This window comes from Myxococcus sp. MISCRS1 (assembly GCF_026626605.1).
Classification (GTDB): Bacteria; Myxococcota; Myxococcia; order Myxococcales; family Myxococcaceae; genus Myxococcus; species Myxococcus fulvus.
The window spans coordinates 3,516,997-3,540,467 of the sequence record NZ_JAPNKB010000001.1 but is presented as its reverse complement, the minus strand read 5'-3'; the positions used below and the strand labels follow the sequence as shown (position 1 = coordinate 3,540,467).

Below are 23,471 nucleotides of genomic sequence, written 5' to 3'. Positions count from 1 at the left end.
CGCGTCGCTACGGGTAGAGCATCTGCGTGCGCCACGCGTCGCCGTCGCGCAGGTACACGTGCCGGTCATGCAGCCGGCTGGGCTGGGCGTGCCAGAACTCGATGCGGTCGGGCACCACGCGGAAGCCGGACCAGTGCGGCGGGCGCGGCACGTCCCCTCCCGCGTAGCGCTTCTCCACGTCCTCCACGCGCGACTCCAATTCATCGCGCGAGCCCAGCCGCTGGCTCTGGAGGCTGGCCCACGCGCCCACCTGGCTGCCGCGCGCGCGGCTCCTGAAGTACTGGTCCGCCTCCTCGGGGGACACCACCTCCACGCGGCCCTCCACGCGGACCTGCTCGTCCAGGGGCTGCCAGTAGAAGCACAGCGCGGCGAAGGGGTGGGTGAGCAGCTCCTGGCCCTTGCGGCTCTCGTGGTTGGTGAAGAACACGAAGCCGCGCGCATCGAAGTCCTTGAGCAGGACGACGCGCGCGCTGGGGCGGCCGTCGGCGCCGACGCTGGCCACCACCACCGCGTTGGGGTCCACGGGGATGGCCTTCTTGGCGCGCTCGAAGACGTCCGCGAAGCGCTGGATGGGGTCGGGAGGTATCAGCACGGGCGCACCATAAGGGACGCGGACAGTGGGCGCACGTTCACGGTTGACTCATCCGGCGCAACCGTCATGGTTGTCACATGAAGATTCTCTTCATCTCCTCGGAGGTGGCGCCCTTCTCGAAGACGGGGGGACTGGGGGACGTGGCCGGCGCGCTGCCCGCCGCGCTCGCCTCGCTGGGTCACGACGTCAAGGTCGTCACCCCGCGCTACCGTGACTTGCGCGACGCCGGACGACTCGCGCCCACCGGACAGTCGCTCCAGCTGCGCTTCCCCTTCGGCGAGGTGGGCGGGCCCATCCTCTCCGCCCGCGTGGCGGAGGGGCTGGAGGTCCTCTTCCTGGAGAACGAGCACTTCTTCGGCGGCCGCCACGGGCTGTACGGCGACGCGGCGGGTGAGTTCGGCGACAACGCGCGGCGCTTCGCCTACCTGTCCGTGGGCGCGCTCCAGGCGGCCCAGCGCGTGGGCTTCCAGCCGGACATCATCCACGCGAACGACTGGCAGACGGGGCTGGTCCCGGTGGCGCTGCGGCGCGGCTTCCAGTCCACGTCGCTGTCGCGCGCCAGGAGCGTGTTCACCATCCACAACCTGGCCTACCAGGGGCAGTTCCAGAAGGACGCGATGGCGGACCTGGGGCTGCCGTGGGATTTGTTCACCTCGGAGGGCGGCCTGGAGTTCTACGACACCGTCAACCTGCTCAAGGGGGGCCTGGTGTTCTCCGACGCGCTCACCACCGTGTCGCCCACGTACGCGCGCGAAATCCAGACGCCCGAGCAGGGCTACGGCCTGGACGGGCTCTTGCGCCGCCGCGCCCACCGGCTGCACGGCATCCTCAACGGCGTGGACGTGCAGGAGTGGAACCCCGTCACGGACCCCTACCTGCCGGCGCGCTTCGGCCCTCGGGAGATGGAGGGCAAGGCGGTGTGCAAGCGGGCGCTGCTGGCGCGCTTCGGCCTGCCGGAGGGGGACGCGCCCGTGTTCGCCATCGTCAGCCGGCTGGCGTGGCAGAAGGGCATGGACCTGCTCCTGGAGGTGCTGCCCACCGCGCTGCAGGCGGACCTCCGCTTCGTGGGCGTGGGCAGCGGCGAGGGCCCCCTGGAGGAGGGCCTGCGCGCCCTGCAGGCCCGCTTCCCGCGCCAGGTGTCCGTGCACCTGGGCTTCGACCCCGCCCTGTCACATCTGGTGGAGGCCGGCGCCGACTTCTTCCTGATGCCCAGCCGCTACGAGCCGTGTGGGCTGAACCAGATGTATTCGCTGCGTTACGGGACCGTCCCCATCGTCCGGGCCACCGGGGGGCTGGTGGACACCGTGGAGGGGGGGCTGGACGGCAACGGCATCCTCTTCGAGGCCTTCCACAAGTCGGCGCTCCTGGCCGCCTTCCGCCGGGCCCAGGCCCTCTACGCGGACCCGCCCCGGCTCGCGGATTTCCGGCGGCGGGGCATGGAGAAGGACTTTTCCTGGGATGTCTCCGCCCGGCGATACGAGGCCCTGTATTCAGCCTTGATGGCTGAATAGTGGGTGCCTGCGGAAAATCGCAGTAGGCTTGTGTCGTGGCGGATGCTCCGGACCTGGGTGGCTACGAGGTAGTCGGCCGACTGGCCGTTGGCGGCATGGCGGAGGTGTACCAGGCGCGAGCCCGGTCCACGACGCAGCGCTCGCCCGGCGAGCCTGACGAAGTTGTCATCAAGCGGTTGCACCCGTCGTTCCGCAACGACACGGCCTACGTGAAGGCCTTCGTCGACGAGGCGAAGCTGACGGTGCGCCTGCGACACGCGCACATCGTCCGGACGTTCCGCCTGTTCAAGGCGGGGCCGGACTACCTCATGGTGCAGGAGCTCGTCAGTGGCCGGACGCTCGGCTACATGCAGGAGCTCTTGCTCAAGGCCGGCGCGGCGATGCCGCCCGAGGCCGCGTGCTACATCGCGTGGTGCCTGCTCAAGGCGCTCGACTACATCCACCGGGCGAAGGTGGGGGAGAACGGCGCCACCATCGTCCACCGCGACCTCAACCCGGCCAACGTGCTGCTGGGCATCAACGGCGACGTGAAGCTGACGGACTTCGGCGTGGCGGAGGTGGAGGGGATGATGCGCGGCGACGCGGGCGCGCTGCGCGGCACGCTGCCGTACATGAGCCCCGAGCAGGTGCTGGGGCAGGCGGTGGACGCGCGCACCGACTTGTTCGCGGTGGGCATCATCCTGTGGGAGCTGTTCGCCAGCCGGCGGCTGTACTCGGGCGACAACGAGGCGGACCTGATGCACAAGGTGCGCGACGCGCGGGTGCCGCTGCTCTCCTCGGTGACGTCGGACCTGCCGGACTACGCGGGGCTGGTGGTGCGCAAGGCGCTCTTCGCGGACCGGGCGCGGCGCTTCCAGTCGGCGGCGGAGTTCATCAAGGCGCTGGAGGCGCTGGCCCGCCGGGCGGGCTGGCCCCTCACGGTGGAGGCGCTCCAGCCCCTGTTGGGCGGCTGATGCGCGCGCGGCTCCTCGTCCTCGGGGCATGGGCGGCGCTCGTCGGCCCGGGCTGCCTGGGCGCGGTGCCCCTCAAGCCGCGCGCCTATGACGAGGCGGTGCGCGTCGAGTCGCTGGACGTGGACTTCCAGGCGGACGGCTCGGGCCTGCTCGATGTCGGGCTCCAGGTGAGGAACCCCGCGTCGGACCCGGCGACGCTCACCGCGGTGGACTTCGAGCTGTGGGTGGACGGACGGCGCGTGGCCACCGGGCAGCAGCACGTGGACGCGGCGCTGGCGCCCCAGGGCGAGGTGCCCCTGCGCGTGCTCTTCCCGCTGGCCGCCGAGCGCGTGGTGCCGGTGACGGGGGCGGTGCCGGTGCGGCTGCGCGGCGGGGTGGTGCTGCGCTTCGGCGGCACGGAGCGGCGGGCGTCCTTCCGGGCCCAGGGCTCGCGCAAGCTCACGCACGTGCCCCCGCTGGAGGGCATGGCGGAGTGACGCTCAGGACTTGGCCGCGGAGGCCTCGGAGCGAGGCTCCTTGGGGCGCGTGTCCTTGCCCGGCGTGGCGCTCTTGAGCCGGGACATGCGCACGCGGTCGATGCGAGCGCCTTCCTTGTTGGCCACGACGAACTGCCAGCCGTTGTAGGTGAAGCGCTCGCCCACGTCCGGCAGGTGGCCGGCGAGCGACGACAGGTAGCCGCCCAGCGTGTCGAAGTCGCCCTCGGGCAGCGGGAAGCCGAACGCCTGGGTGAAGCTGTCCACCTCCATGGCGGCGTCCACCATGAAGCTGCCGTCCGCCATCTTCTCGACCTGCTTCTCCTCCACCTCGAACTCGTCGCCGATGTCGCCGACGATTTCACGCAGGATGTCCTCCAGCGTGACGACGCCCATGAAGCCGCCGTACTCGTCCACGACGATGGCCATGTGGATCTTCCGCTTCTGCATGTCGCGCAGGAGGTCGCCGATGGGCTTCATCCACGGCACGAAGTGCGCGGGGCGGATGATGTCCTGCAGGACGATGAGCTCCGGGTGCTGCAGGAGCGGGATGATGTCGCGCGCGTGCAGCACGCCGATGATGTGGTCCACGTCGTCCCGGTACACGGGGATGCGCGAGTGGTTCTCCTCGGCGAGCAGCCGCAGCAGGTCCTCGGAGGAGATGGTGCTGTCGACGGTGACGACCTCGGTGCGCGGCACCATGACGTCGCGGCAGCGCTTGTCGGACAGCTCGAAGATGGAGCGGATGAGCTGGGGCGCGCTCTTGTCGACCTCGTTCTTCGCGGCCTGCGCGGCGAGCAGCTTCTCCAGCTCCTCGAGCGGCGGCGGCGGCGGCTCGAAGCGCAGCGTGCGGCCGAAGGTGCGCGCCATCAGGTTGAGCACGCCGAGCACCACGCGCATGGGCGGATAGAGCACCGCCACCAGCAGCGACACCACGCCCGACAGCCGCAGCGCCCAGCGCTCCGGGTTCGCGTTGGCGAGGCCCCGCATGGTGACCTCCATGAGGCTGGCCAGCACGCCGACGAACAGCGCGCCCGCGGCCACGGTGGCGACGGGCAGCCACGCGGCCTCACCGTAGCGCGTCAAATCCAGCATGCGCGGCGGGACGAACGCGCCGATGGCGGCGGCGAGGAACCCGCTGAGCAGGGTGCCCAGGCGCAGCGCGGTGGCGGTGGCCTCGCGCTCGGTCTTGTGACGCAGCACGCGTCGGCTCGACGCGCCCTTGTGGGACTCGGCCAGCTCCTGTGCACGCAGGTCCGACGTTCCGTAGAGCGCGGATTCGGCCGCGGCGACCAGCGACCTGACGAAGCACAGCGCCAGGCAGGCGACCCAGAGGGCCCAGGTAGGCATAGAGCACCGTTCTTATCCCGTGCTAAGGGTCCGTTCCACCCCGCCGGAGCCCCGATGCCCGCTCGCATGTATTCCCTTGGAGCACTCCTGGCCCTCCTCGTCCCCACGCTGGCCCTGGCGTGGCCGGTGGACCTGGTCCGTCCCCTGGACGTCGACAAGGAGCAGTTCCAGAAGCTGGCGGCCGTCGAGTGGGTGGAGGTGGAGGACCCCTCCGTGGCCCACGTGGAGGTGCTCCAGGGCAGCAACGAACTGTTGCTCAGTGGGCGAAAGCCCGGGCGCACGCTGATGCTCCTGTACGCGGAGGGGCGCTTCGCCGTGTGGCGGCTCACCGTGGGCAACCCTCCGGACGAGGACGCCACGCCCCGGCTGGCGGCGGCGCGCAAGGCGTGTCCGGACCTGAAGGCCTCGCAGGGCGCGGAGCGGGCGCTGACGGCCACGGTGAAGGACGCGGCGTGCCGCGCGGCGCTGCTGGAGGTGCTGCGCACGGACGCCTTCGTCGCGCGGGATTTGGAGCTGACGTTCGACGTGCCGGCGCTCCAGGAGCAGCTCACGTCGTTCACCACCGCGCTGCAGCCGCTGGGGCTGGAGGCGCGCTACAGCGGCGCGGGGCTGGTGGTGTCGGGCTCGGCGAGCCGCGAGGACTGGCACAAGGCGCTGTGGGAGCTGTTCCGCCGCTCGGCGGGGCGGGTGCCGCTGGAGGACCGGGTGGAGGTGAAGGCCCCGGAGCCCTCGGCCGCCACGCCGGACGCGGGCCCCGACGTGAAGTCGGAGCCCCCGGTGGAGATTGAAATCCTCAAGCCGGCGCCGAAGAAGCCCGCGCGCAAGAAGGCGCAGTGAGGCTCAGGGCGTCTCGCGCAGGATGAGCAGGCCGCGCGAGGTGTCCACCGCGTAGATGAAGCCGTCCCCGGGCACGCGCATGCCGATGGCGCCGTCGTAGAAGCTCTCGCCGCGCATCGGGTCGTCCGGACGGAAGGTGTTGTAGTGGGCCACCTCGCGGGGGCTCTCCGGGGTGGACACGTCCAGCACGCGCACGCCCTCGTGGTACCAGGCGACGTAGAGCTTCGTGCCGGACAGCACCATGTTGTGGATGGAGACGTGCTGGCGCAGGCGGTACTCGCCGATGCGCTTGGGGTTCGCGGCGTCCGTCACGTCCAGCACGCGCAGGTGCGCGCCCCAGTCCTCGCCGCCCTCGAAGGCGATGAGGCGCTCGCCGTAGCGCGCGACGGCGCTGGCGTGGCTGTTGGAGTGCTCGTAGCGGTAGGCGCCGAGCTGACGGGGCGCGGCGTCGTCCTGCAGCGCCGCGATGACGTAGCCGGCGCGCCAGAAGTTGACGTAGAGCCGCCCCTCGAAGGCGAACATGTCGTGGGGGCCGTAGGACGTCGCCGCGGTGAAGCCCGTGGCCTGGAACGTGCCCGTCAGCTGGGGGTCGAGCGGCTGGGAGATGTCATAGACGAGGACTTCTCCGGTGGGCGCGGGGGACGCGGCGAACAGGCGGTTCCCCTCGACGAACACCGTGTGCACGTTGGTGCGCGCGGTGCCCATCGCGCGCACCTCCAGCGGCTCGCCCGGGGTGCTGATGTCGAAGACGATGACGCCGCGCGAGTCGCTGGCGATGTAGAGCGCGTCGTCCTTGGCCCACACGCCGTTCCAGTAGTTGTCGTTCGCGCGGCGGATGTTGCGGGTGAGCCGGGGATTGGCCGGGTCGCTCACGTCGTAGACGAAGAGGCCGCCGTACAGGGACACGACGTAGGCGTGGCCCTTGGTGACGTAGACGTCGGCGGCGAGTCCCGCCGACACGGCGGTCTCGGACATCAGCTCCAGGCCGGAGGACACCGGCTCGCCGTCGCGAGGCGTGACCTTCCATGCGTCGAAGGTGCCCTCGCTCTCGAGCCGGCCGTTGATGCAGTCCACGTAGCAGCCCTGCAGCCGGTTCGGGGCGGGGGACTGGCAGCCGATGAACGAGCGGCGTCGGGAGGTGGTGCCCGAGGTGAACGAGCCGGAGGCGAAGACGACGCCACCGGCATGCACCTGCCGCGTGTCGAGGGGCAGGCCGCCCGCGTACTGGTCGCCCGCGTCCGCCAGCCGCATCGACTGCGACGAGAAGGCGTAGGTGTTGCCGTAGCGGGGCGTGCGCGCGCGCACGTGAATCGTGTAGACGCCGTCGGGGTCCAGCGAGGCGAGCTGCCCGGGGGTGCAGCCGGTGATGTCGAAGCTGCCCAGGCTGCCGCAGGCGTTGGAGGCGGCGTCCACGCCGCAGGTGGCGAAGGGGCCCGTGTCCTCCCAGTCGCCCTCGTCGGCATCGCTGACGGGAGGTTGGGGCTCGGGGTCGGGCTTGTCCTTGCCGCAGGCCATCAAGGCCAGTGTCATCGCGGCCAGCATCGACAGGGCGCGCATGGGCTCATCCTGGTGAGTGGGTGTCGGGGGGGTCATATCGCGAAGGTGCTGGCCGTGCTTCGGGCGCGGTGCGTCGAGGTGCCGCCAGGCGCCGGGCTTGGGGTATGAACGCATCCAGGATTCGAGTCGCCTGGAGGAGAGCGGATGCGATTGTCGATGCGGTCGACTGCGTGGGTGTTGGGATGGGCGCTGCTCGCGCCGTGGAGCGCGGGGGCGCAGGACGATGATGGCTCGGTGAAGTTCATCGTCCCCTCCGACGTGGAGCGGGGCTGTCCGAAGCGCCCGGACGTGGTGCCCTTCACCCAGCGCTCGCAGGCGGGGCTGGAGGGCTCGGGCTGGTTGGTGCACCAGGCCATCATCCCCGAGTCGAAGGACCCCTACTTCAAGGGGCTGGAGCGGGAGCGCGCCGGCGTCAAGCGGGTGGACGAGCTGGACATCCGGAAGCTGGGCGCGCCGGACCCGACGATTCCACTGTGGATCTACGGCAAGACGGACGCGGTGCCCTGTCGCGCGGTGCCGAGCGCCTGGTGGGCCGTGCGCATGGGCGCCACGGACGCGGAACGCAAGACGTTCCTCATGGCGGAGGTGCAGGCGGAGTGCGACCTGCTGCCGCCGGGCAGGTTGTCCGGCACGCCGGTGGCGCTGCGGCAGAAGGACGAGCCCACGGGCTGCAAGCTGCGCCGACCGACGGAGCGCGAGACGGGCAAGGAGGCGGAGGGGCTGCCCTCGGACGTGATGGAGTACGTGCCCGCGCGCGACTGCGACATGCCGGAGTGCGGACGGCTGTGGGAGCGCATCGGCGCGAGCTGGGAGGACGGCACCACGGTGAGCGACTTCCTGGTGACGTGGATGGAGCGCGCCGGGAAGAAGAACCCGTGTGACTGGGCCACGGAGGACCTGTCCCTGGTGCTGCACAAGCCCATCGGCGCGCTGACGCCCGTGCAGCTTCGCAATGGCGGCTCGGTGTTCTTCGGCGGCCTGCACGACAGCGGCGGGCTGAAGTTCATCCTCACGCGGGACTTGATGTCGCTCTACGTGCACGAGGTGGCGAAGCCCAAGGCCGCGCCGAAGGCCGTGCGCTACAGCAGCCCCTCGGAGGAGGACCTGATGATGCAGCAGCGCACCCTGTCCCCGTGCAAGGTGAGGCGCTGAGGGAGTTCGTCGTCTCCGGTGACCGGGGACGCGCCCTGGCTTCGTATGCGGAGGGTGGGGCGCGGTCAGGCCCCCGCTCCCGCCCCGTCGGCCGAGCATCCCCATGCGAGCTTCCCGTCCCGTCATCACCGAGTCCAACGCGGAGAGCCTCAAACCGGTGGCAAGGCTCGGTCCCGCTGTGCCGGACTTGTTTGCCTGTGGCCAGCGGCTCGTCTTCGACCCGACGGGTGCCCGGCTCGGCGCGCTGGCGCGGAGGGGACAGCCCCTGCGGTGGTGGGATGTGGAGACGCTCTCGCCGGAGCCGATGGGCACCCACGAGGCCGCGTCCGGAATGCACTCCCTGGCGTTCCCTGACGCCGAGCACATCTTGACGGTGGTGTCCGCGAACCGGTCGCCCCAAGGACCGTGGCGGCCGAGGTTGGTGGCCTTCTGCGCGACGGACGGTGCACAGGTGCGTGAGCGGCACCTGACGCACGCGGTGACCCGGCTCGCCGTGTCCTCGGATGGCGCGCGGTTGCTGCTGATTCCGTTGGAAGGTGACTCGCCCGAGGTGTGGGACCTGAAGTCCTGGCGGCCGCTTCGTGAGCTCACGCCGATGGACCTGGGCGTGTCGGTGATGGCGTGCGCGCTCTCTGCGGAGGGCCGCTACGCCGCGGTGACCTTCCACGCCGATGACCGACGCCGCGAGAACCTGTGGCTCTGGGACATCGCCTCCGAGGCCCGCCCCGTGGCGCTCTCCATCGACGCGTCCACGGTGTGGAGTCTCGCCTTCCATCCGACGCAGCCGCTGCTCGCCGTGGGCGGAATCACGGAGGAGGTCGCCGTGGTGCACGTGGGCGAGCGTCGCCAGGTGAAGTCGCTCGCGGGCTTCCAGGGCTACGCGTGCAACCTGAGCTTCAGCCCCGACGGCGCGCTGCTCGCCGCCTCTCGCGATGGCCGAGGCTTCGGCGTGCATCGCTTCGACACGGGCGAGGCCCTGTTCAGCCATGGCGACGGCGAGGACCTGCACACGAGCGACGCGGTGTTCTCGCCCGACGGGCGCCTGGTGGCGTGGGGCAGGGCGGACGGCACCGTGGAGCTGTGGGGCGTGGAGGACTGACGCTCGCGCTCGTCAATCGGACGCGGGCTGGGTCCACTTCCCCTGCCGCGTCGGTTGGCGCAGGGCCTCGCGCAGCGCGGTGAGGAAGCGCTTCCGGGGCCAGGACTCCGCGCCGAAGCGCGACAGGTGCTCGGTCTCCACCTGGCAGTCCACGAACTGGAAGCCCCACGCCTTGAAGCGCTCCACCGCGGTGACGAAGGCGACCTTCGATGCGTCCGGCGCCAGCGCGAACATGCTCTCGCCGAAGAACGCCGCGCCCAGCGACACGCCGTACAGCCCGCCCTTCAGCTCGCCTCCCGCCCACGCCTCCACCGAGTGCGCATAGCCGCGCTCGTGCAGCGCGACGTACGCCTCCAGCATCTCGTTGGTGATCCACGTGCCGTTCTGCCCGGGGCGCGTCACGCGGCCGCACTCGGTGATGACGCGCGCGAAGGCCGTGTCGTAGCGCACCTCGTACTCGCCCCGCGCCAGCGTCTTCCTCAGGCTGCGGCCCACGTGGAGCTTGTCCGGCTCCAGTACGAAGCGCGGGTCCGGCGAGTGCCACAGGATGGGGTCCCCCTCGCTGAACCAGGGGAAGATGCCACGTGAGTACGCCGCCAGCAGCCGCTCGGGGCTCAGGTCCCCGCCCACGGCGAGCACGCCGCTCTTGTCCGCGCGGTCCGGAGGAGGGAACAGCTCCGGGTGCTCTTCACTCAACAGATAGATGGGCACGCATCGCCCATCCTAGCGGGACACGTTCAGCTTCACCTCGCCCGTCAGCGAGTACGGCACCCGCATCAGTGGACCCGTCAGCTCTCCTGTCACCCCATAGGGCAGGATTCCCCGTGAGATGAGGGACTTCACCTCCGGCCCCCACGAGTCCTTCGTCACCGCCACCTCCACCGGGTACACACCCGTGGCGGACGCATCCACGCTGTCCGCCTGGGCCAGCGTCCCGCTGTCCAGCGCCTTGCCCGCCACCGCCACCTGCCACGTCAGCCCATCCAGCTTCAGCGGGAAGGGGTTGGGGTTGCGGATACCCAGCCGGAGGTTGAGCTGCACCTCCTCGGCCGAGTAGCGCGCCCCATCCAGCTCCTCCACCACCACGGTGGGGAGGCGGGGCACGCGCACCGCGCGGCTCGCGGCGAAGGGGACCTGCTGCTCGGAGTCGCCGGAGCGCACCACCAATACGCCTCGGAGGGCGAGCAGCACCGTGCCGCCCTGGGCGCTCAGGCGCGCGAGGTCCTCGGGGCTCTGGACGTAGGCGGCCTTCTCCTCGAAGGAGACCTCCGTCGCGGTCCCGGGCTGGAGGGCTGTCTCCAGCCTGGCGGAGCCCTTCTTGAGGACCTTCCCGTCGGAGACGAGCTCGTAGTCGGCCCGCTCCACCATGCCGGGGCCGGCGCTCTCGAGCTGGGCGCCGAAGCGCAGGGTGGCCTCGGTGAGGCCCTGGGATTCCACGGAGGTCTGCTGGCCTGTCAGCGAGGCCGAGGCCGACGGACGGGAGGGGGCCGAGGCGCACCCCAGACCCAAGCAGACGAGTGCCGCGAGCTGGACGACGAGCGAAGTCTTGCGCATGACGCTAGACATTGTGTGCACCCTGGAGGGCCTCCCCAAGGGCTTTTCCGCTAGACTGTCCACCACTCGTGGTCCGACGCCGCCCCAACTTCAACAAGACGGTCCGCGCCCTCATCCGGGACATCGCGACGAAGCTGCCGGAGTTCGCCCACGTGAAGGCGGGCCGCATCCTGGTGGTGGCGGGGGAGGCGCGCCGAGCCTCCCGCGGCACCGTCAAGCCCCTGTGCTTCCGGGGCGGCAAGTGCAAGGACCGCCGGGGCCGGCGCAAGCCCGTCATCCGCATCCGCGGCCGGCGGATGCTCTACTGCATCACCCTCCGGCCGCTGTTCTTCCGGGGGTCCACCGCCCGGGCCCGACTGGAGACGGTGATGCACGAGCTCTTCCACATGTCGCGCCGCTTCGACGGCACGCTGCATTCGGGGCGCAGGCACGCGGTGCTCGGCAAGGACTTCTCCCGGAAGCTGCGCCCCCTGGTGCGCCGCTACCTCAAGCAGTGCCCTCCGGAGCTGCTCTCCGCCCTGGCCCTCACCGGCGAGGTGCGCGTGCTCCAGTGGCTGGAGCGTCCCGGCCCCGCCTACGTCCCCGGCACCCACCGGCGCGTGCGCAAGGTCTACACCGAGGACCAGCTCTATTACGGCATCGCCCGCATGGTGACGCCCAAGCCTCGCATCCAGCGCGAGGCCGCCGCTCGGCCCAAGCTCCACTGACCCCGAGGGGCACGTCCAGCTCCCGCTTCAGGGCGAGGCCGCTGTTCGCCCCAAGCTCCACTGCACCCGAGTGGCGCGCCCAGCTCCCGCCTCACGGCGAGGCCGTCGCCTGAGCGAAGCCCCACTGAGCCGAGAGATAGCGCCTGGCTTCTGACTCAGCGGCGCGCTCGCTCTCCGCGCGAAGTTCCGCTGCGCCGAGGGGCTGCTGCGCCCATCTCCCGTCTCCGTGGTGCCTCGCCAGTGCGGTGACGCCCGGGCCGCGTCCTCATCGAGAGGCCGTCTGCGCCCATCTCCGCAGTGCCCCGCTCGCGAAGTGACTCCCCGCCTCCCCATTCGCGAGCCCTCCGCTCGCCCCGGCCCCACGGAGTGTCCGCCCCGGACAGTCCATGGGTGCGCCAATCCCCACTCACCGTCCTCCTGGAACCCGCACCTGTCCGCCCCGGGACAGAACCTGGGAGAGGAGGTTGACTTTGATAATGAGTATCAATATCGTCGGTCGCGTTTCAGACACCGGGGTGGAGATGCGCGACGGATGCCAGCGGGAAGGCGAGGCGGGCGAGCTGCGGTGTCTGTGCGGAAGTCTGCTGGCGAGGCTGGTGCCCGAGGGCGTGGAGCTCAAGTGCCGGCGGTGTCATCGGACGCGGGTGGTGCCGCTGGAGCGGCCGCCGGGTGATGGGAGCGCGAAGGGCGCGCACGGTTGAGCGGTGGGCGTTCCGGGGCACCCGTCCCGGGGTGTCACAGGTTTGGACTTTGAGGCCCGAGGCCGTTGAGCCCAGTGCCCCGTCGGAACTCCAGGACGCCTTGGAGTCTCGACCGGTCGCGGGCCGGAGGACGTTGTATGCGCGGCAGTTGGTGTCTCTTCGTGTTGGCCTGTGCCGCGCCGTCGATGGCGTGGGGCTCGATGGCGTCGGAGCCCGGGGCTGTCACGGCCCAGGCACCCGGGGACGCCGCGCCCCAGTTCTCTGTCCCTTCTGAAGTTCAGTCCGCCGGGGAGCAGGTCCCGGCGCAGTCGGAGTCTTCCGCGTCGGGCGTCACCGAGGATGCGGCGGAGCAGTCGAAGCAGGCCGAGGTCGTCGCGGGTCCAGGGGCCTCGACGACCTCGGCATCTTCGACGCCCGTGCCCGCGCCGACGGACGCGTCGTTCGACGAGGTGCCCACGGCGCGCACGGTGGTGACGGCGTCGCGCAGGCAGGAGCGGCTGAGCGAGACACCGGTGGCCACCGAGGTCATCACCCGCGCGGAGATCGTCGCCAGCGGCGCGCGCGACGCGTCGGAGTTGCTCGCAGCGCACCCGGGCCTGGTGGTGAACCAGACGTTCGCGGGCGCGTCGCTCCAGGTGCAGGGCCTGGGACCCGAGTACGTGCTGGTGCTGGTGGACGGCGAGCGCGTCGCGGGTCGCGTGGCCGGCAGCGTGGACCTGTCGCGCCTGTCCCTCGAGGACGTGGAGCAGGTCGAAATCGTGAAAGGCCCCTCGTCCGTCCTCTACGGCAGCGACGCGGTGGGCGGCGTGGTGAACTTCATCACGCGGCGCGCGCGCAAGCCGCTCGGCGGAGAGCTGCGGCTGGCATACGGCCAGCTGGACCGGCTGGACCTGGACGCCACGGGTGAGGCGCGAGGCGAGAGCTGGGGGCTGCGGCTGAGCGGCGGCCTGCAGCGCCGCGCGTCCTACGATTTGGACACGACCGACGTCGGCACCAGCGGCAGCAGCCTGGACGGCTTCGACGTCTCGGCGAGCGGCGACCTGAAGAACCAGGGGGCGATGTCGCTGGAGGCGTCCGCGGGCGTCTCGCGGCGCACCCAGCGCGGCATCGACCTGGGCGCCACCGGCGCGGTGTTCGACCGGGCCAGTCGAGACACGTCCATCAACTCGCGCGTGGCGCCGTCGTGGAAGCTGAGCGACGACGCGTCGCTGCGCGTGGAGGGCTCGTACTCGCGCTTCCAGCGGACGTACCTGCGCGACCAGCGCCGCTCCTCCGCGCTGGACACGGTGGAACAGACGCGCGACCAGCAGGCCCGCCTGGGCACGCAGCTGGACGCGCGCCTGGGTGAGCGGCACGCGCTCGTCGTCGGCGCGGAGGCGCTGGGCGAGTGGCTGACGGCGGACCGGCTGGAGACGGGCACGGGCGAGCGGGGCCGAGGCTCTCTGTACGCACAGGACAGCTGGACGCTCCTGACGGAGCCCAGGCTGGTGGTGGTCCCCGGCGCGCGCGTGGACGTGGACACGCAGTTCGGCTCGGCGGTGACGCCCCGGCTCGCGGCGAAGGTGGACCCGCTGTCGTGGCTCACCGTGCGCGCCAGCTACGGCTGGGGCTACCGGGCGCCGGGCTTCCAGGAGCTGCTCATCGACTTCGAGAACCCCTCGGTGGGCTACGTCGTGCGCGGCAACCCGGACCTGAAGCCGGAGCGCTCGCGCAGCTTCAGCGTCGCCACCGAGGTGCGCCCCACGGAGCGCTCGCTCTTGTGGGTGAGCGCGTTCCAGCACTCGCTGCGCGACATGATTGGGACGTCGGTGGAGCAGGGCGGCGAGCAGCAGCAGTTCTCCTACGTCAACGTGGCGCGCGCGCGGGTGCGCGGCGGCGAGCTGGGCCTCCGTCAGCAGTTCCCGTGGCGACTGTCGGGGGAGCTGGCGTACTCGCTCACCGACGGCCGCGACCAGTCGCAGGAGCGCGCGCTGGAGGGCCAGGCGCGTCACCGGCTGACGGCGCAGATCACCTGGCGCCACCGCGAGTGGGGCCTGGAGACGTGGGTGCGCGGCGCGCTCGTCGGTAAGCGCCCCTTCTATCCGGACATGGATGGGGACGGCGTCGCCAACCCGTACGACTCGGACGCGTACCTCTCCCTGGACGCGCGCATCGCGTGGCGTCCGCGCGAGGCGCTCCAGTTCTTCGTCATCGGCTCCAACCTGGCCGATGCGGGCAACCCGACGGACCTGCCCATTCCTCCGCGTTCCTTCCAGGCCGGCGTCGCTGTCCGGCTGTGAGCTTCCACCCCCACTTCCCAGGAGCCCGTATGTCCCGTCCCACCTTCCTCTCCGCGTCCCGCGTCGCCGCGCTGTGCCTGTCCGGTCTGCTCGCCGCCTGCGGTGACGACCTGGAGCCCACGCCGGGCGAGGACCTGGACCCGACGGACGGCACGCACATCAGCCACGTGAGCAACGCGGACGGCTCCATCACCACCACGGTGAACGCCACGGACTCGTCGGTCTGGATTGGCCTGGACCTGGACGAGGGCGCGCAGGTGCCGCCGGAGACGGACGCGCTCTGGGACTTGTCCTTCAATCGCTACCACATCCGCTCGCGCGGCGGCGTCAACGGCACGGGTGGCGTGGAGGTGGCGGTGGTGTCCGGTCAGGACTTCGCGGGGCTGACCCATGCGCCCGCGAGCGGCTACGCGGTGGACCAGGACGACGGGGACGACGAGGGCTCGGACCCCGACACCGTCTTCGAGGCGAACGGCGCCTGGTACTCGTATGACGTGTCCACGCACAAGCTGACGCCGCGCGCGCAGGTGTACGTGGTGCGCACCGACTCCGGCGCGTACGTCAAGGTGAAGATGGAGTCCTACTACGACGACGCCGGCACGCCCGCGATGCTGAAGCTGCGCTGGTCGAAGCTGACGGCGCCCACGGGTGGCGCGGCCGTCGATGACGTGCCGTCCGAAGAACTCTCCGCCGAAGCCTCGCGTTGATGTCGCCGTCCTGTTCCCCCCTTTCCAGGTGTCCGCCATGATTTCCAACCCTGCCTCCACGGCCTCCTCCTCCGAGCCCACCGCCCTCCTCCAGCGTTGGAACGCGCTGCGCGAGGCCGAGCCGCGCATGCGCATCCGCGACGCGGCCCAGCAGCTGGGCGTGAGCGAGGCCCAGCTGCTCGCCACCGGCGTGGGCGGCGACGTCGTCCGGTTGGACCTGCGCCTCGATGCCCTGCTGCCCCGGCTGGACACGCTGGGCAAGGTGATGACGCTCACGCGCAACGAGAGCGCGGTGCACGAGAAGCGCGGCCTGTATCGCAACATCGAGGTGAACGGCGCGGTCGCGCTGGTGCTCGACGAGAACATCGACCTGCGCCTGTTCCTGACGCGCTGGCGCTTCGGCTACGCGGTGCGCGAGACGCGGCCCGAGGGCATCCGCCGCAGCCTGCACTTCTTCGACGCCACCGGCATGGCCCTGCACAAAATCTATCTGGAGGACGAGCAGGGCGTCTCCGCGTTCGAGCGCATCGTCGAGGACTTCACCCACGCGGAGCAGACGAAGGTCGTCCCCGTGGAGGCGGCCACCGCTCCCGAGGCGCCGCGTCCGGACGCGGACATCGACGTGGCGGGCCTGGTGGAGGGCTGGCGCGGGCTGCAGGACACGCATGACTTCTTCCCGCTGCTGCGCCGCTTCAAGGTCGCGCGCACCCAGGCGCTGCGGCTGGTGGGCAAGGAGTTCGTCACGCCCGTGGCGCCCGCGTCGCTGACGTGGGTGCTGGAGAAGGTGGCGGCCTCGGGGCTGGCCATCATGGTGTTCGTGGGCAACCCCGGCGCCATCCAGATCCACACCGGCCCGGTGCACACGGTGAAGGCCATGGGCCCGTGGATGAACGTGCTGGACCCCAGCTTCAACCTGCACCTGCGCACCGACCACATCCACTCGGCCTGGATCGTCCGCAAGCCCACGCGGGACGGCGTCGTCACGTCGCTGGAGCTGTTCGACAAGGACGGCGAGAACATCGCGCTCATCTTCGGCAAGCGGAAGCCGGGCGTGCCCGAGTCCACCGACTGGCGGGCCCTGGTGGAAGAGCTCGTCGCCGTGCTGCCCGCGCCCGGGGTGGTGTCATGAAGCGCTGGAGCCTGGGGCTCGCCGCGCTGCTCCTGTCGCAGGGGGCGCTGGCCGCCGCGCCCGCCGCTGCCGCCGCGAAGAGCGCGCCCAAGGGGGCTCCCGCGAAGAGCGCGCCGGTGAAGCTGGTGACGGTGGGGCCCGCCGTCACCGAGACGGTGTTCGCGCTGGGGATGGGCGAGGCCGTGTTGGGCGTGGACGACACCAGCCTCGCGCTGCCGGTGGCGCGGGGCCGCCCCAAGGTGGGCTACCAGCGCGCGCTCGCGTCGGAGCCCCTGATTGCCCTGGGCACCACGGCGCTGCTCGCGTCCGAGGAGGCGGGGCCTCCGGGCGTGCTCGAGCAGCTGCGCTCGGCGGGCCTGGACGTCGTCATCCTGTCCAACAAGCCGACGCTGGACGAGGCGCGCAACCGCGTCCGCGTGCTCGCCAGGAAGCTGGGGCGCGAGTCCCAGGGCGAGGCGCTGGTGGCGGACCTGGAGAAGCAGCTCCAGGACGCGGCGGCGCGGGCCGCGAAGGGCAAGCAGAACAAGCCCGTGCGCATCCTCGCGCTGTACGCGCGGGGCGCCAACGCGCTGATGGTCGCGGGCAAGGAGACGCCCACCGACGAGCTCATCCGTCTGGCGGGGGGCGTCAACGCGGTGACGGAGTACTCGGGGCACCGGCCGCTCACGGCGGAGGGTGTCATCCTCGCCGCGCCCGACATCATCCTGGTTCCGGATGGCACATTGACGGCCATTGGCGGGGAGGCAGGGCTGCGCAACGTGCCGGGGCTGTCCCAGGCGAAGGGCTGGAAGGCGACCACCGTCGAGGACGTGCACTTCATGAGTCTGGGGCCGCATCTGGGCAAGGCCGTGCAGCGCATCCAGGACGGCATGGGGTTGCCGGCGCGGGACGCGAAATGAGCGCCTCGGACGTGGCACCGGCTCCCGCGAGCTATCCCGCGCGCGAGTCGGTGAATCCGGCCCGTCTCCGTCCACGTCCGTGGTGGGTGTTGGGCGCGGCGCTCGGGGTGGCCGCGCTGACGTCGCTCTCGGTGGGCTCGGTGCGGGTGCCGCTGTTGGGGCTGGCGGGCAGCGTGCTGGGAGCGCTCGGGGTGGAGACGGGGCATCGGCTGGAGGCCGTGCAGGAGGCGGTGTTGCTGTCCATCCGCCTGCCGCGCGTGGTGCTCGGGGTGATGGTGGGCGCGGTGCTGGCCACGTGCGGCGCCGCGCTCCAGGCCCTGTTCCGCAACCCGCTCGTGGAGCCGGGGTTGTTGGGCACCTCGGGCGGCGCGGCGCTGGGCGCGGTGCTGGCCATCATCCTGGACCTGTCCATCGATTCGAGGCTGGGCGCGTTCCGGCTGCTGGCGGTGCCGGGCATGGCCTTCATGGGCGCGCTGGGCGCGACGTTGCTCGCGCAGCGGCTGGGCACGGGGGGAGGACGCTCGGAGACGACGCGGGTGCTGCTCGCGGGCGTGGCGGTGACGGCGGGCGCGGGGGCGGGCATCGGCCTGCTCACGCACATCGCGACCGACGCGCAGCTGCGCACCATCACCTTCTGGACGTGGGGCAGCCTGAGCGGGTCCTCGTGGAGCGTGGTGGGCGCGGCCGCGGCGCCGCTCTTGGTGGCGCTGGCGCTGCTGTTGCGAGAGGCGCGCTCGCTCAACCTGCTGCTGCTGGGGGAGCGCGAGGCGTGGCACCTGGGCGTGGACGTGGAGCGGCTCAAGCGCAGGCTCATCCTGGCGGGAGCGCTCGGCGTCGGGGCGGCGGTGTCGGCGTCGGGCGTCATCGGCTTCGTGGGCCTGATGGTCCCCGCGCTGCTGCGGCTCGGGATGGGGCCGGACCACCGTCGGTTGATGGGGGCCTCGGCGCTGCTGGGCGCGGCGCTGCTCGTCGTGGCGGACACGCTGACGCGCACCCTGGCGGCTCCGGTGGAGCTGCCCGTGGGCGCGCTGACGTCGGCGCTGGGGGTGCCCGTCTTCATCGTGTTGCTGGCGCGCAGCAAGGGGACCCTATGAGCCTGGAGGCACGAGGCGTCGAGGTGTGGCGGGGCCGCGGGCGCACGCTGGGGCCGCTGTCCCTGGAGCTGGTGCCCGGGGAGGTGCTCGCCGTGGTGGGGCCCAACGGCGCGGGCAAGTCCACGCTGTTGTCCGCGTTCTCGGGCGAGTTGCCCTGCACCGTGGGCGAGGTGCTGCTGGATGGGCGCCCGCTCTTGAAGTGGCCGTCTCGCGAGCGCGCGCTGCGGCTGGGCGTGCTCCCGCAGGAGTCATCCCTGGGGTTCGGCTTCACCGTGCTGGAGGTGGCGCTGCTGGGACGCAGTCCGCATCCGATGCGCGGTGACAGTGGCGCGGACCTGGACGTGGCGCAGGCGGCGCTGGACGTGATGGACATCCGTCACCTGTCCTCGCGTCCGTATACGTCGCTGTCGGGCGGCGAGCGGCAGCGCGTGCAGCTGGCGCGCGTGTTGGCGCAACTCTGGGATGCGCCCGCGCATGGGGGCCGTTACCTGTTGCTCGACGAGCCCACGTCGAGTCTGGATTTGTCGCATCAGCACCTGGTGCTGGAAGAGGCGACGCACTTCGCGCGCAACGGTGGCGCGGTGCTCGCGGTGCTCCATGACTTGAACCTGGCGTCGCGGTACGCGCATCGCATCGCCGTCATCGCGGGAGGTCGGCTGGTGGAGCTGGGCCCTCCCGCGCAGGTGCTCCGCGCGGACCTCATCGCGAGCACCTTTGGTCTGCAGGTCCAGGTCGTCGAATGGCCGGAGGTGCCCGGTCCCTTCGTCATCCCCTCGGGCCGCGTCTCACCTCCCGCGTGAGCGGGAGTCTGGCAGTCGTTGTCTGAAGCTGCTTCTCGCGGGGGTGTGCGGCGAACCCGGCCTCCCTCCAGGCTGTACCGCCGGGCGCCCGCCCCCGCGAGGAGTGTTCTTGTCTGACCCCAGGCTGACCGCCCGTCCTCGGGCGTGGAGCAGCCGGGCAGGCGGTGTTCCAGCTGCTGTTGTCTTCTGATGGACAGAGTGCGCGCTCGGATGCGAGCGAGCAGGGGACCCCCGCGCTTCCTGCTCCTGCAGTCCTCGGAGGAGCGCGTGTTGTCCTGCCGCGCACCCGTCACCAGTGTGGCGGGCGTGGAGGATGTCCCCCTGGTGGGTTTCGAGTCCGCGGTGCGAGCGTGGGCGCTGGTGGTGTGGAGCGTGGGGTTGCTGGCGTGCGGCGCGGGCGCGCCCTGTGATTCCGCGTGCGAGCCCTCCGATGAGGCGTGCCGACAGAGCGCGTGCGGCGCCCTGCCCGAGGAGAGCCCTCGGATGCGCATCGCCTGTGACGCGCTTCCCCCCGAGGGGCGATGTCTGGGCCCTCGCGTGGTGGAGCGCTGTGTCGATGGACAGCTCCAGCAGCGGGACTGCGCGATGGGCGAGGCCTGTGTGGAAGCAGGCGGCGCACACTGCGAGGCCGCGGCGGCCTGTGTGGAGGGCATGTCCCGTTGCTCCGACGCGGGCGCGCTGGAGCGCTGCGCGGATGGGCGCTGGGCATCCGCCGCGTGTGACGCGGGCTGTGTGGCGGAAGGGAACCGCGGCTTCTGCGGCGCTCCCGGGCGGACGCTGAGCGGCGTGGCCCGCTATGCGCGGCGACTGCCGGACGCGTCGTTCCGCGACTGGGCGCCGGAGGCGGAGTGGGTGTCCGCGCGGGGCTTCCTTGTCGCATCGTTCCAGGGCGGGGCGCTCGTGGACCTGGCCGTGACGGATGGCTCGGGGCGATTCACGGTGCGCGTGGCGCGGGAGGTGGGCGCGGAGGACGCCGTGGTGGTGTACGCGGCGGGGCAGGGGCAGACGGGGTTGGTGGAGTACGCGGTGGCGGACCCGGGACTGTCGGGTGCGCAGGGCGTGCCCGCGACGCCTGGTTCCTCGGCGCGCATCTGGAGCTGGTCGAGGCCGACGCGTGCGCTGCTCGATTCACCCGTGGTCGCCATCGAGGAGTCCGAGGGCTCCGGGGCCGCGGCGGTGTTCGAGGCGGTGAGCGCGGCGTGGCACGGGACGCGGGAGCGATATGGCGACACGGGGCTGCCGCTGGTGGCCTGGCTGGGCTTCGGCACGACGTGGTCCTGTGGGGCGTGCTTCGCGCCGTGGCAGGTGACGGCGGTGGGGCGCCGCTGGTCCGCGCAGCTCTGGCTGCCCGGGGACTCGGATGCGGCGTGGTGGTCCGAGGCGATGGTGCTCCACGAGCTGGGACACTGGGCCATGGCGAGCCATGGGACGAGCCCGGCCGAGGGCGGGCCTCATTTCCTGGGCGTGCCGACGTTTCCGGGGCAGGCGTGGAGCGAGGGGTGGGCCACATGGTTCAGCTCGGACACACGTGGCAGTCCCCGCTACTACGACCGCCAGGGCGGGACGATGTTCTGGCTGGACCTGGAGACACGCTCACCGGAGATGATTGCGTGGAGCCGGCCTCGTCCCGAGGACGGGCTGCTCCAGCCCATCGAGGAGAACGAGGTGGCCGCCATCCTCTATCGGCTGGGCACGAGCACGCCGTCGCGGCAGCTGTTGTACGAGTCGCTCGCGGCTCCGGCGATGAACCTGGCTCCGTGGGCGCGGGGCTATCGCAAGCACACGTGGCGCATGGAGGAGGGGACGCCCGTGGATGTGGCGGAGACGCTGGAGGCCGCGCCGTGTCTGGCGGACTTCCTGGATGCGCTCATGTGCGGAGGCTTTCCCCGCGAGCTGATGGACGCCGCCACCGAGCCCGCCGTGGCGTATCCGTATCCGAGCCACGCGCCCCTGTGCAGGTGAGCGGAGCATGTCCATGTTCGCGCCAGGGGCCGTAGGGAGTTCGTCGTGTCGATGATGGGAAGTGGACGCGGGTCGCCCATGAGGTGGCTCGCGAGTCCTCGACGGCGCATCGCGGGTGCGGTGCTGGCGCTGGCGTTGGTGGGAGCGCTCTCGGCGGGAGTGGCCTCGGGAGTGGAGCGAGCCCGAGGGCGTCCGCGTAGGAGTCCGGAGCCTTCGCCGCCGCTCTCACAGCAGGAGGGCGCAGCCGTGGGCCGTGGAGTGTCTTCACGTGCCACGCCTCGGATGGCGCGCGAAGTGGAGGCACCTGCTCGGGCCTCGTCTCGCGGGAGCGTGTCGACGGCGACCGCCGTGGTGCGCGAGTCGGGTGCGCGTCATCAGGTGCGAGAGGCGCTCTTTCGGACACCTTCTTCGCGCGGTCGCGAGGAAGAACCCCGGACCTCGTCGGACGAACATGTCCACTCGGGAAGTGCCACGGGCGCGGCGAGGGGGCTGACGTCGCGAATGCCCGCGCCGATGCGGGTCGATTGGCGCGAGGTGGTGTCCGAGGGCGGTGCTCTGTCACTCGTGGCCGAGGTGGAGCGACGCGCGGGTTTCGACGCGGACATCGAGGTGAGCATCGTGCTCCCCGAGGGTGCGCGTGTCGTCGAGGGCTCCACGGAGTTCGTGTTGCCGAGGAGCGCGGGGGCCCATGCTCGGGTGACGCCCTGTGTGGTGGCGGTTGCTCCCGGCGTGGTTCCGGAGACGGACCTGGTGTTGTCCGCGCAGGCGCGAGGCGGGTCCTTCGGGGCGCACGCGGAGGCGCGGTACACCTTCGGACGCGAGCGCCAGCTCGAACGTCAGCCCGTGCCCACGGGGCCGGTGTTGCCTGCACGGTTCTTCTCTGGGAGCGGGCCCGGTGAATCGGACCCGTGAGCAGGTGAGGACCTGCGCGAGGCGGATGGCGCGTCAACCTTCGCCCACCAGGCCCGGATTCCTCTCGGGAGCGTGATGCCAGGCAGACCGGATGGCGCCTCGTGAGCAGATGAGGACCCGGGAGGCGTGGCTGGAGTAGATACGGGGCCTCGTCGTTCCGAGGTGCCTCGTTGCAGACCGCTGCCCTGGTGTTGGTGTTGCTGTCCGCGTTCCTCCACGCGTCGTGGAACGCGATGCTCAAGCGGCATCCGAATCCGGAGGCCGGGGTGGTGGGCGTCATCACCGTGGCCACGGTGGGCGGAGGACTGTGGGCGCTCGGGATGCGGGGCGAGGCGTTCCCGACGACGCGAGGATTGATGTGGGCGCTGTGCGCGGGCGCATGTGAGAGCGTCTACCTGGTGGCGCTCGCGCGAGCCCTGCACCGGGCACCGCTGGGGCTCGCGTACACGGTGTCGCGCGGTGGCGCGATGTTGCTGGTGTGGCCGGTGTCGGTGCTGCTGCTGGCGGAGCGCGTGTCGGTGTGGTCACTGACGGGCGCGTGGGTGCTGGGCGCGGGGCTGGTGGTGATGCACGTGTCGCGTCCGCAGGGCCGCGCGGCCTCGGGCGTCGCGTGGGCGGCGCTGTCGGCGGTGGCGATTGCGGGCTATCACCTGAGCTACAAGCTGGCGCTGGCGGAGCGTGCGCTGCCGCCCGCCCTGTTCACCACGGGCCTGCTCATCGCGCTCCCAGTGTTGATGGTGGAGCGCGGGCGACAGCTTGGCTTCGTGGTGCTCCTGCGACAGGCCTGGTGTCAGCCCTGGCTGGTGCTCGTGGGTGGCACCATCAGCATGCTGTCATTCTCGCTCTTGCTGACGGCGTTGAGTGACAGCGGGGCAGGGGTGGTGCTCACGCTGCGCAACACCTCCATCGCCTTCGCGCTGCTGCTCGCCGCGCTCCAAGGGGAGCGGCTCGGACACCGTCAGCTCTCGGGCGCAGTGCTCGTGTCTGTGGGCGCGGTGCTGCTCGGTATCCCGGCGTAACAACCGCCCAGGCGGAGTGAGCTCAGGAGGAGGCGCTGCTGTGCCCGCTGGCGTGAAGCCGCTTGCCGGGGGACGCGCCAGCACGGACACGGTGCTCGCGTCAGTCGGTGCTCGGCATCCCGGCGCGAATCACCGCCACTCGGACCCGGGCCAGGGCCGTGGCCCCGGGTTGAAGAGGGCGGGC

Annotated in this window: 22 protein-coding genes; 17 read left to right on the top strand and 5 right to left on the bottom strand. The window is 71.4% G+C overall.

Annotated features, from left to right (window positions below; genetic code table 11):
• Window positions 1-7 precede the first annotated feature (7 nt).
• Window positions 8-592, bottom strand: a complete 585-nt coding sequence (gene pdxH, locus OWM54_RS13575) for a pyridoxamine 5'-phosphate oxidase (protein ID WP_267697780.1) — start codon at window positions 590-592, stop codon at window positions 8-10.
• 77 nt (window positions 593-669) lie between these two features.
• On the opposite strand from pdxH, the gene glgA reads away from it, so the two are divergent.
• The 3 genes from glgA to OWM54_RS13560 are packed head-to-tail and all read left to right on the top strand — an operon-like array spanning window position 670 to window position 3,532.
• Window positions 670-2,103, top strand: a complete 1,434-nt coding sequence (glgA, locus tag OWM54_RS13570; protein WP_267697779.1) for a glycogen synthase GlgA — start codon at window positions 670-672, stop codon at window positions 2,101-2,103.
• A gap of 35 nt (window positions 2,104-2,138) precedes the next feature.
• A complete protein-coding gene (locus OWM54_RS13565) occupies window positions 2,139-3,056 on the top strand; it encodes a serine/threonine protein kinase (protein WP_046711397.1) in 918 nt (305 codons plus the stop codon).
• On the top strand, window positions 3,056-3,532 hold the full coding sequence (locus OWM54_RS13560; protein ID WP_223746326.1) for an LEA type 2 family protein: 477 nt from the start codon (window positions 3,056-3,058) through the stop codon (window positions 3,530-3,532). Before OWM54_RS13565 ends, OWM54_RS13560 begins: the two co-directional genes overlap by 1 nt.
• 3 nt (window positions 3,533-3,535) lie before the next feature.
• On the opposite strand, the gene OWM54_RS13555 is transcribed toward OWM54_RS13560, so the two are convergent.
• Entirely contained in the window at window positions 3,536-4,879 is a 1,344-nt protein-coding gene (locus OWM54_RS13555) for a hemolysin family protein (RefSeq protein WP_223746327.1), read from the bottom strand.
• Window positions 4,880-4,933: 54 nt separating this feature from the next.
• Between OWM54_RS13555 and OWM54_RS13550 the strand changes: the two genes are divergently transcribed.
• Window positions 4,934-5,716 (top strand): pilus assembly protein N-terminal domain-containing protein, encoded by a 783-nt coding sequence (locus OWM54_RS13550; RefSeq protein WP_267697778.1) that lies wholly within the window; start codon window positions 4,934-4,936, stop codon window positions 5,714-5,716.
• A gap of 3 nt (window positions 5,717-5,719) precedes the next feature.
• Here OWM54_RS13550 and OWM54_RS13545 read toward each other — a convergent pair whose 3' ends face one another.
• Complete coding sequence (locus OWM54_RS13545) at window positions 5,720-7,273, bottom strand: LVIVD repeat-containing protein (protein ID WP_267697777.1); 1,554 nt, start codon at window positions 7,271-7,273, stop codon at window positions 5,720-5,722.
• A 144-nt stretch (window positions 7,274-7,417) separates the two neighbouring features.
• Between OWM54_RS13545 and OWM54_RS13540 the strand changes: the two genes are divergently transcribed.
• Together OWM54_RS13540 and OWM54_RS13535 are read left to right on the top strand one after the other, a co-directional pair.
• Entirely contained in the window at window positions 7,418-8,425 is a 1,008-nt protein-coding gene (locus tag OWM54_RS13540) for a hypothetical protein (RefSeq protein WP_267697776.1), read from the top strand.
• A gap of 103 nt (window positions 8,426-8,528) precedes the next feature.
• Window positions 8,529-9,524, top strand: a complete 996-nt coding sequence (locus tag OWM54_RS13535) for a WD40 repeat domain-containing protein (RefSeq protein ID WP_267697775.1) — start codon at window positions 8,529-8,531, stop codon at window positions 9,522-9,524.
• Window positions 9,525-9,536: 12 nt separating this feature from the next.
• On the opposite strand, the gene aat is transcribed toward OWM54_RS13535, so the two are convergent.
• Together aat and OWM54_RS13525 are read right to left on the bottom strand one after the other, a co-directional pair.
• On the bottom strand, window positions 9,537-10,235 hold the full coding sequence (gene aat / locus OWM54_RS13530; RefSeq protein ID WP_267697774.1) for a leucyl/phenylalanyl-tRNA--protein transferase: 699 nt from the start codon (window positions 10,233-10,235) through the stop codon (window positions 9,537-9,539).
• 12 nt (window positions 10,236-10,247) lie between these two features.
• Window positions 10,248-11,090, bottom strand: a complete 843-nt coding sequence (locus OWM54_RS13525; protein ID WP_223784806.1) for an LEA type 2 family protein — start codon at window positions 11,088-11,090, stop codon at window positions 10,248-10,250.
• A gap of 56 nt (window positions 11,091-11,146) precedes the next feature.
• Here OWM54_RS13525 and OWM54_RS13520 point away from each other — a divergent pair, with 56 nt between their 5' ends.
• From OWM54_RS13520 to OWM54_RS13470, 11 genes are all read left to right on the top strand, one after another.
• Complete coding sequence (locus OWM54_RS13520; RefSeq protein ID WP_267697773.1) at window positions 11,147-11,785, top strand: hypothetical protein; 639 nt, start codon at window positions 11,147-11,149, stop codon at window positions 11,783-11,785.
• Between the two features lie 476 nt (window positions 11,786-12,261).
• Window positions 12,262-12,486: a hypothetical protein gene (locus OWM54_RS13515; protein WP_248542200.1), complete on the top strand. Its 225-nt coding sequence runs from the start codon at window positions 12,262-12,264 to the stop codon at window positions 12,484-12,486.
• Window positions 12,487-12,623: 137 nt separating this feature from the next.
• On the top strand, window positions 12,624-14,765 hold the full coding sequence (locus OWM54_RS13510; RefSeq protein WP_267697772.1) for a TonB-dependent receptor plug domain-containing protein: 2,142 nt from the start codon (window positions 12,624-12,626) through the stop codon (window positions 14,763-14,765).
• A 29-nt stretch (window positions 14,766-14,794) separates the two neighbouring features.
• The gene (locus OWM54_RS13505) at window positions 14,795-15,472 is read left to right on the top strand and encodes an HmuY family protein (protein WP_267697771.1); all 678 of its coding nucleotides are present in this window, start codon (window positions 14,795-14,797) and stop codon (window positions 15,470-15,472) included.
• 37 nt (window positions 15,473-15,509) lie between these two features.
• On the top strand, window positions 15,510-16,601 hold the full coding sequence (locus tag OWM54_RS13500) for a hemin-degrading factor (protein WP_267697770.1): 1,092 nt from the start codon (window positions 15,510-15,512) through the stop codon (window positions 16,599-16,601).
• Window positions 16,598-17,500 carry a heme/hemin ABC transporter substrate-binding protein gene (locus OWM54_RS13495; protein ID WP_267697769.1) on the top strand — a complete coding sequence of 301 codons (903 nt, stop codon included), beginning with the start codon at window positions 16,598-16,600 and terminating at the stop codon, window positions 17,498-17,500. Before OWM54_RS13500 ends, OWM54_RS13495 begins: the two co-directional genes overlap by 4 nt.
• Complete coding sequence (locus OWM54_RS13490) at window positions 17,497-18,594, top strand: FecCD family ABC transporter permease (protein ID WP_267697768.1); 1,098 nt, start codon at window positions 17,497-17,499, stop codon at window positions 18,592-18,594. The genes OWM54_RS13495 and OWM54_RS13490 overlap by 4 nt, the downstream gene beginning before the upstream one ends.
• Window positions 18,591-19,394 (top strand): heme ABC transporter ATP-binding protein, encoded by an 804-nt coding sequence (locus OWM54_RS13485; protein ID WP_141324226.1) that lies wholly within the window; start codon window positions 18,591-18,593, stop codon window positions 19,392-19,394. The genes OWM54_RS13490 and OWM54_RS13485 overlap by 4 nt, the downstream gene beginning before the upstream one ends.
• A 210-nt stretch (window positions 19,395-19,604) precedes the next feature.
• Window positions 19,605-21,356 carry a hypothetical protein gene (locus tag OWM54_RS13480; RefSeq protein ID WP_267697767.1) on the top strand — a complete coding sequence of 584 codons (1,752 nt, stop codon included), beginning with the start codon at window positions 19,605-19,607 and terminating at the stop codon, window positions 21,354-21,356.
• A gap of 513 nt (window positions 21,357-21,869) precedes the next feature.
• Window positions 21,870-22,268, top strand: coding sequence for a hypothetical protein (locus OWM54_RS13475; protein ID WP_141324225.1), 399 nt, complete (start codon window positions 21,870-21,872; stop codon window positions 22,266-22,268).
• Between the two features lie 170 nt (window positions 22,269-22,438).
• Entirely contained in the window at window positions 22,439-23,287 is an 849-nt protein-coding gene (locus OWM54_RS13470) for an EamA family transporter (RefSeq protein WP_267697766.1), read from the top strand.
• The last annotated feature ends 184 nt before the right edge of the window (window positions 23,288-23,471 follow it).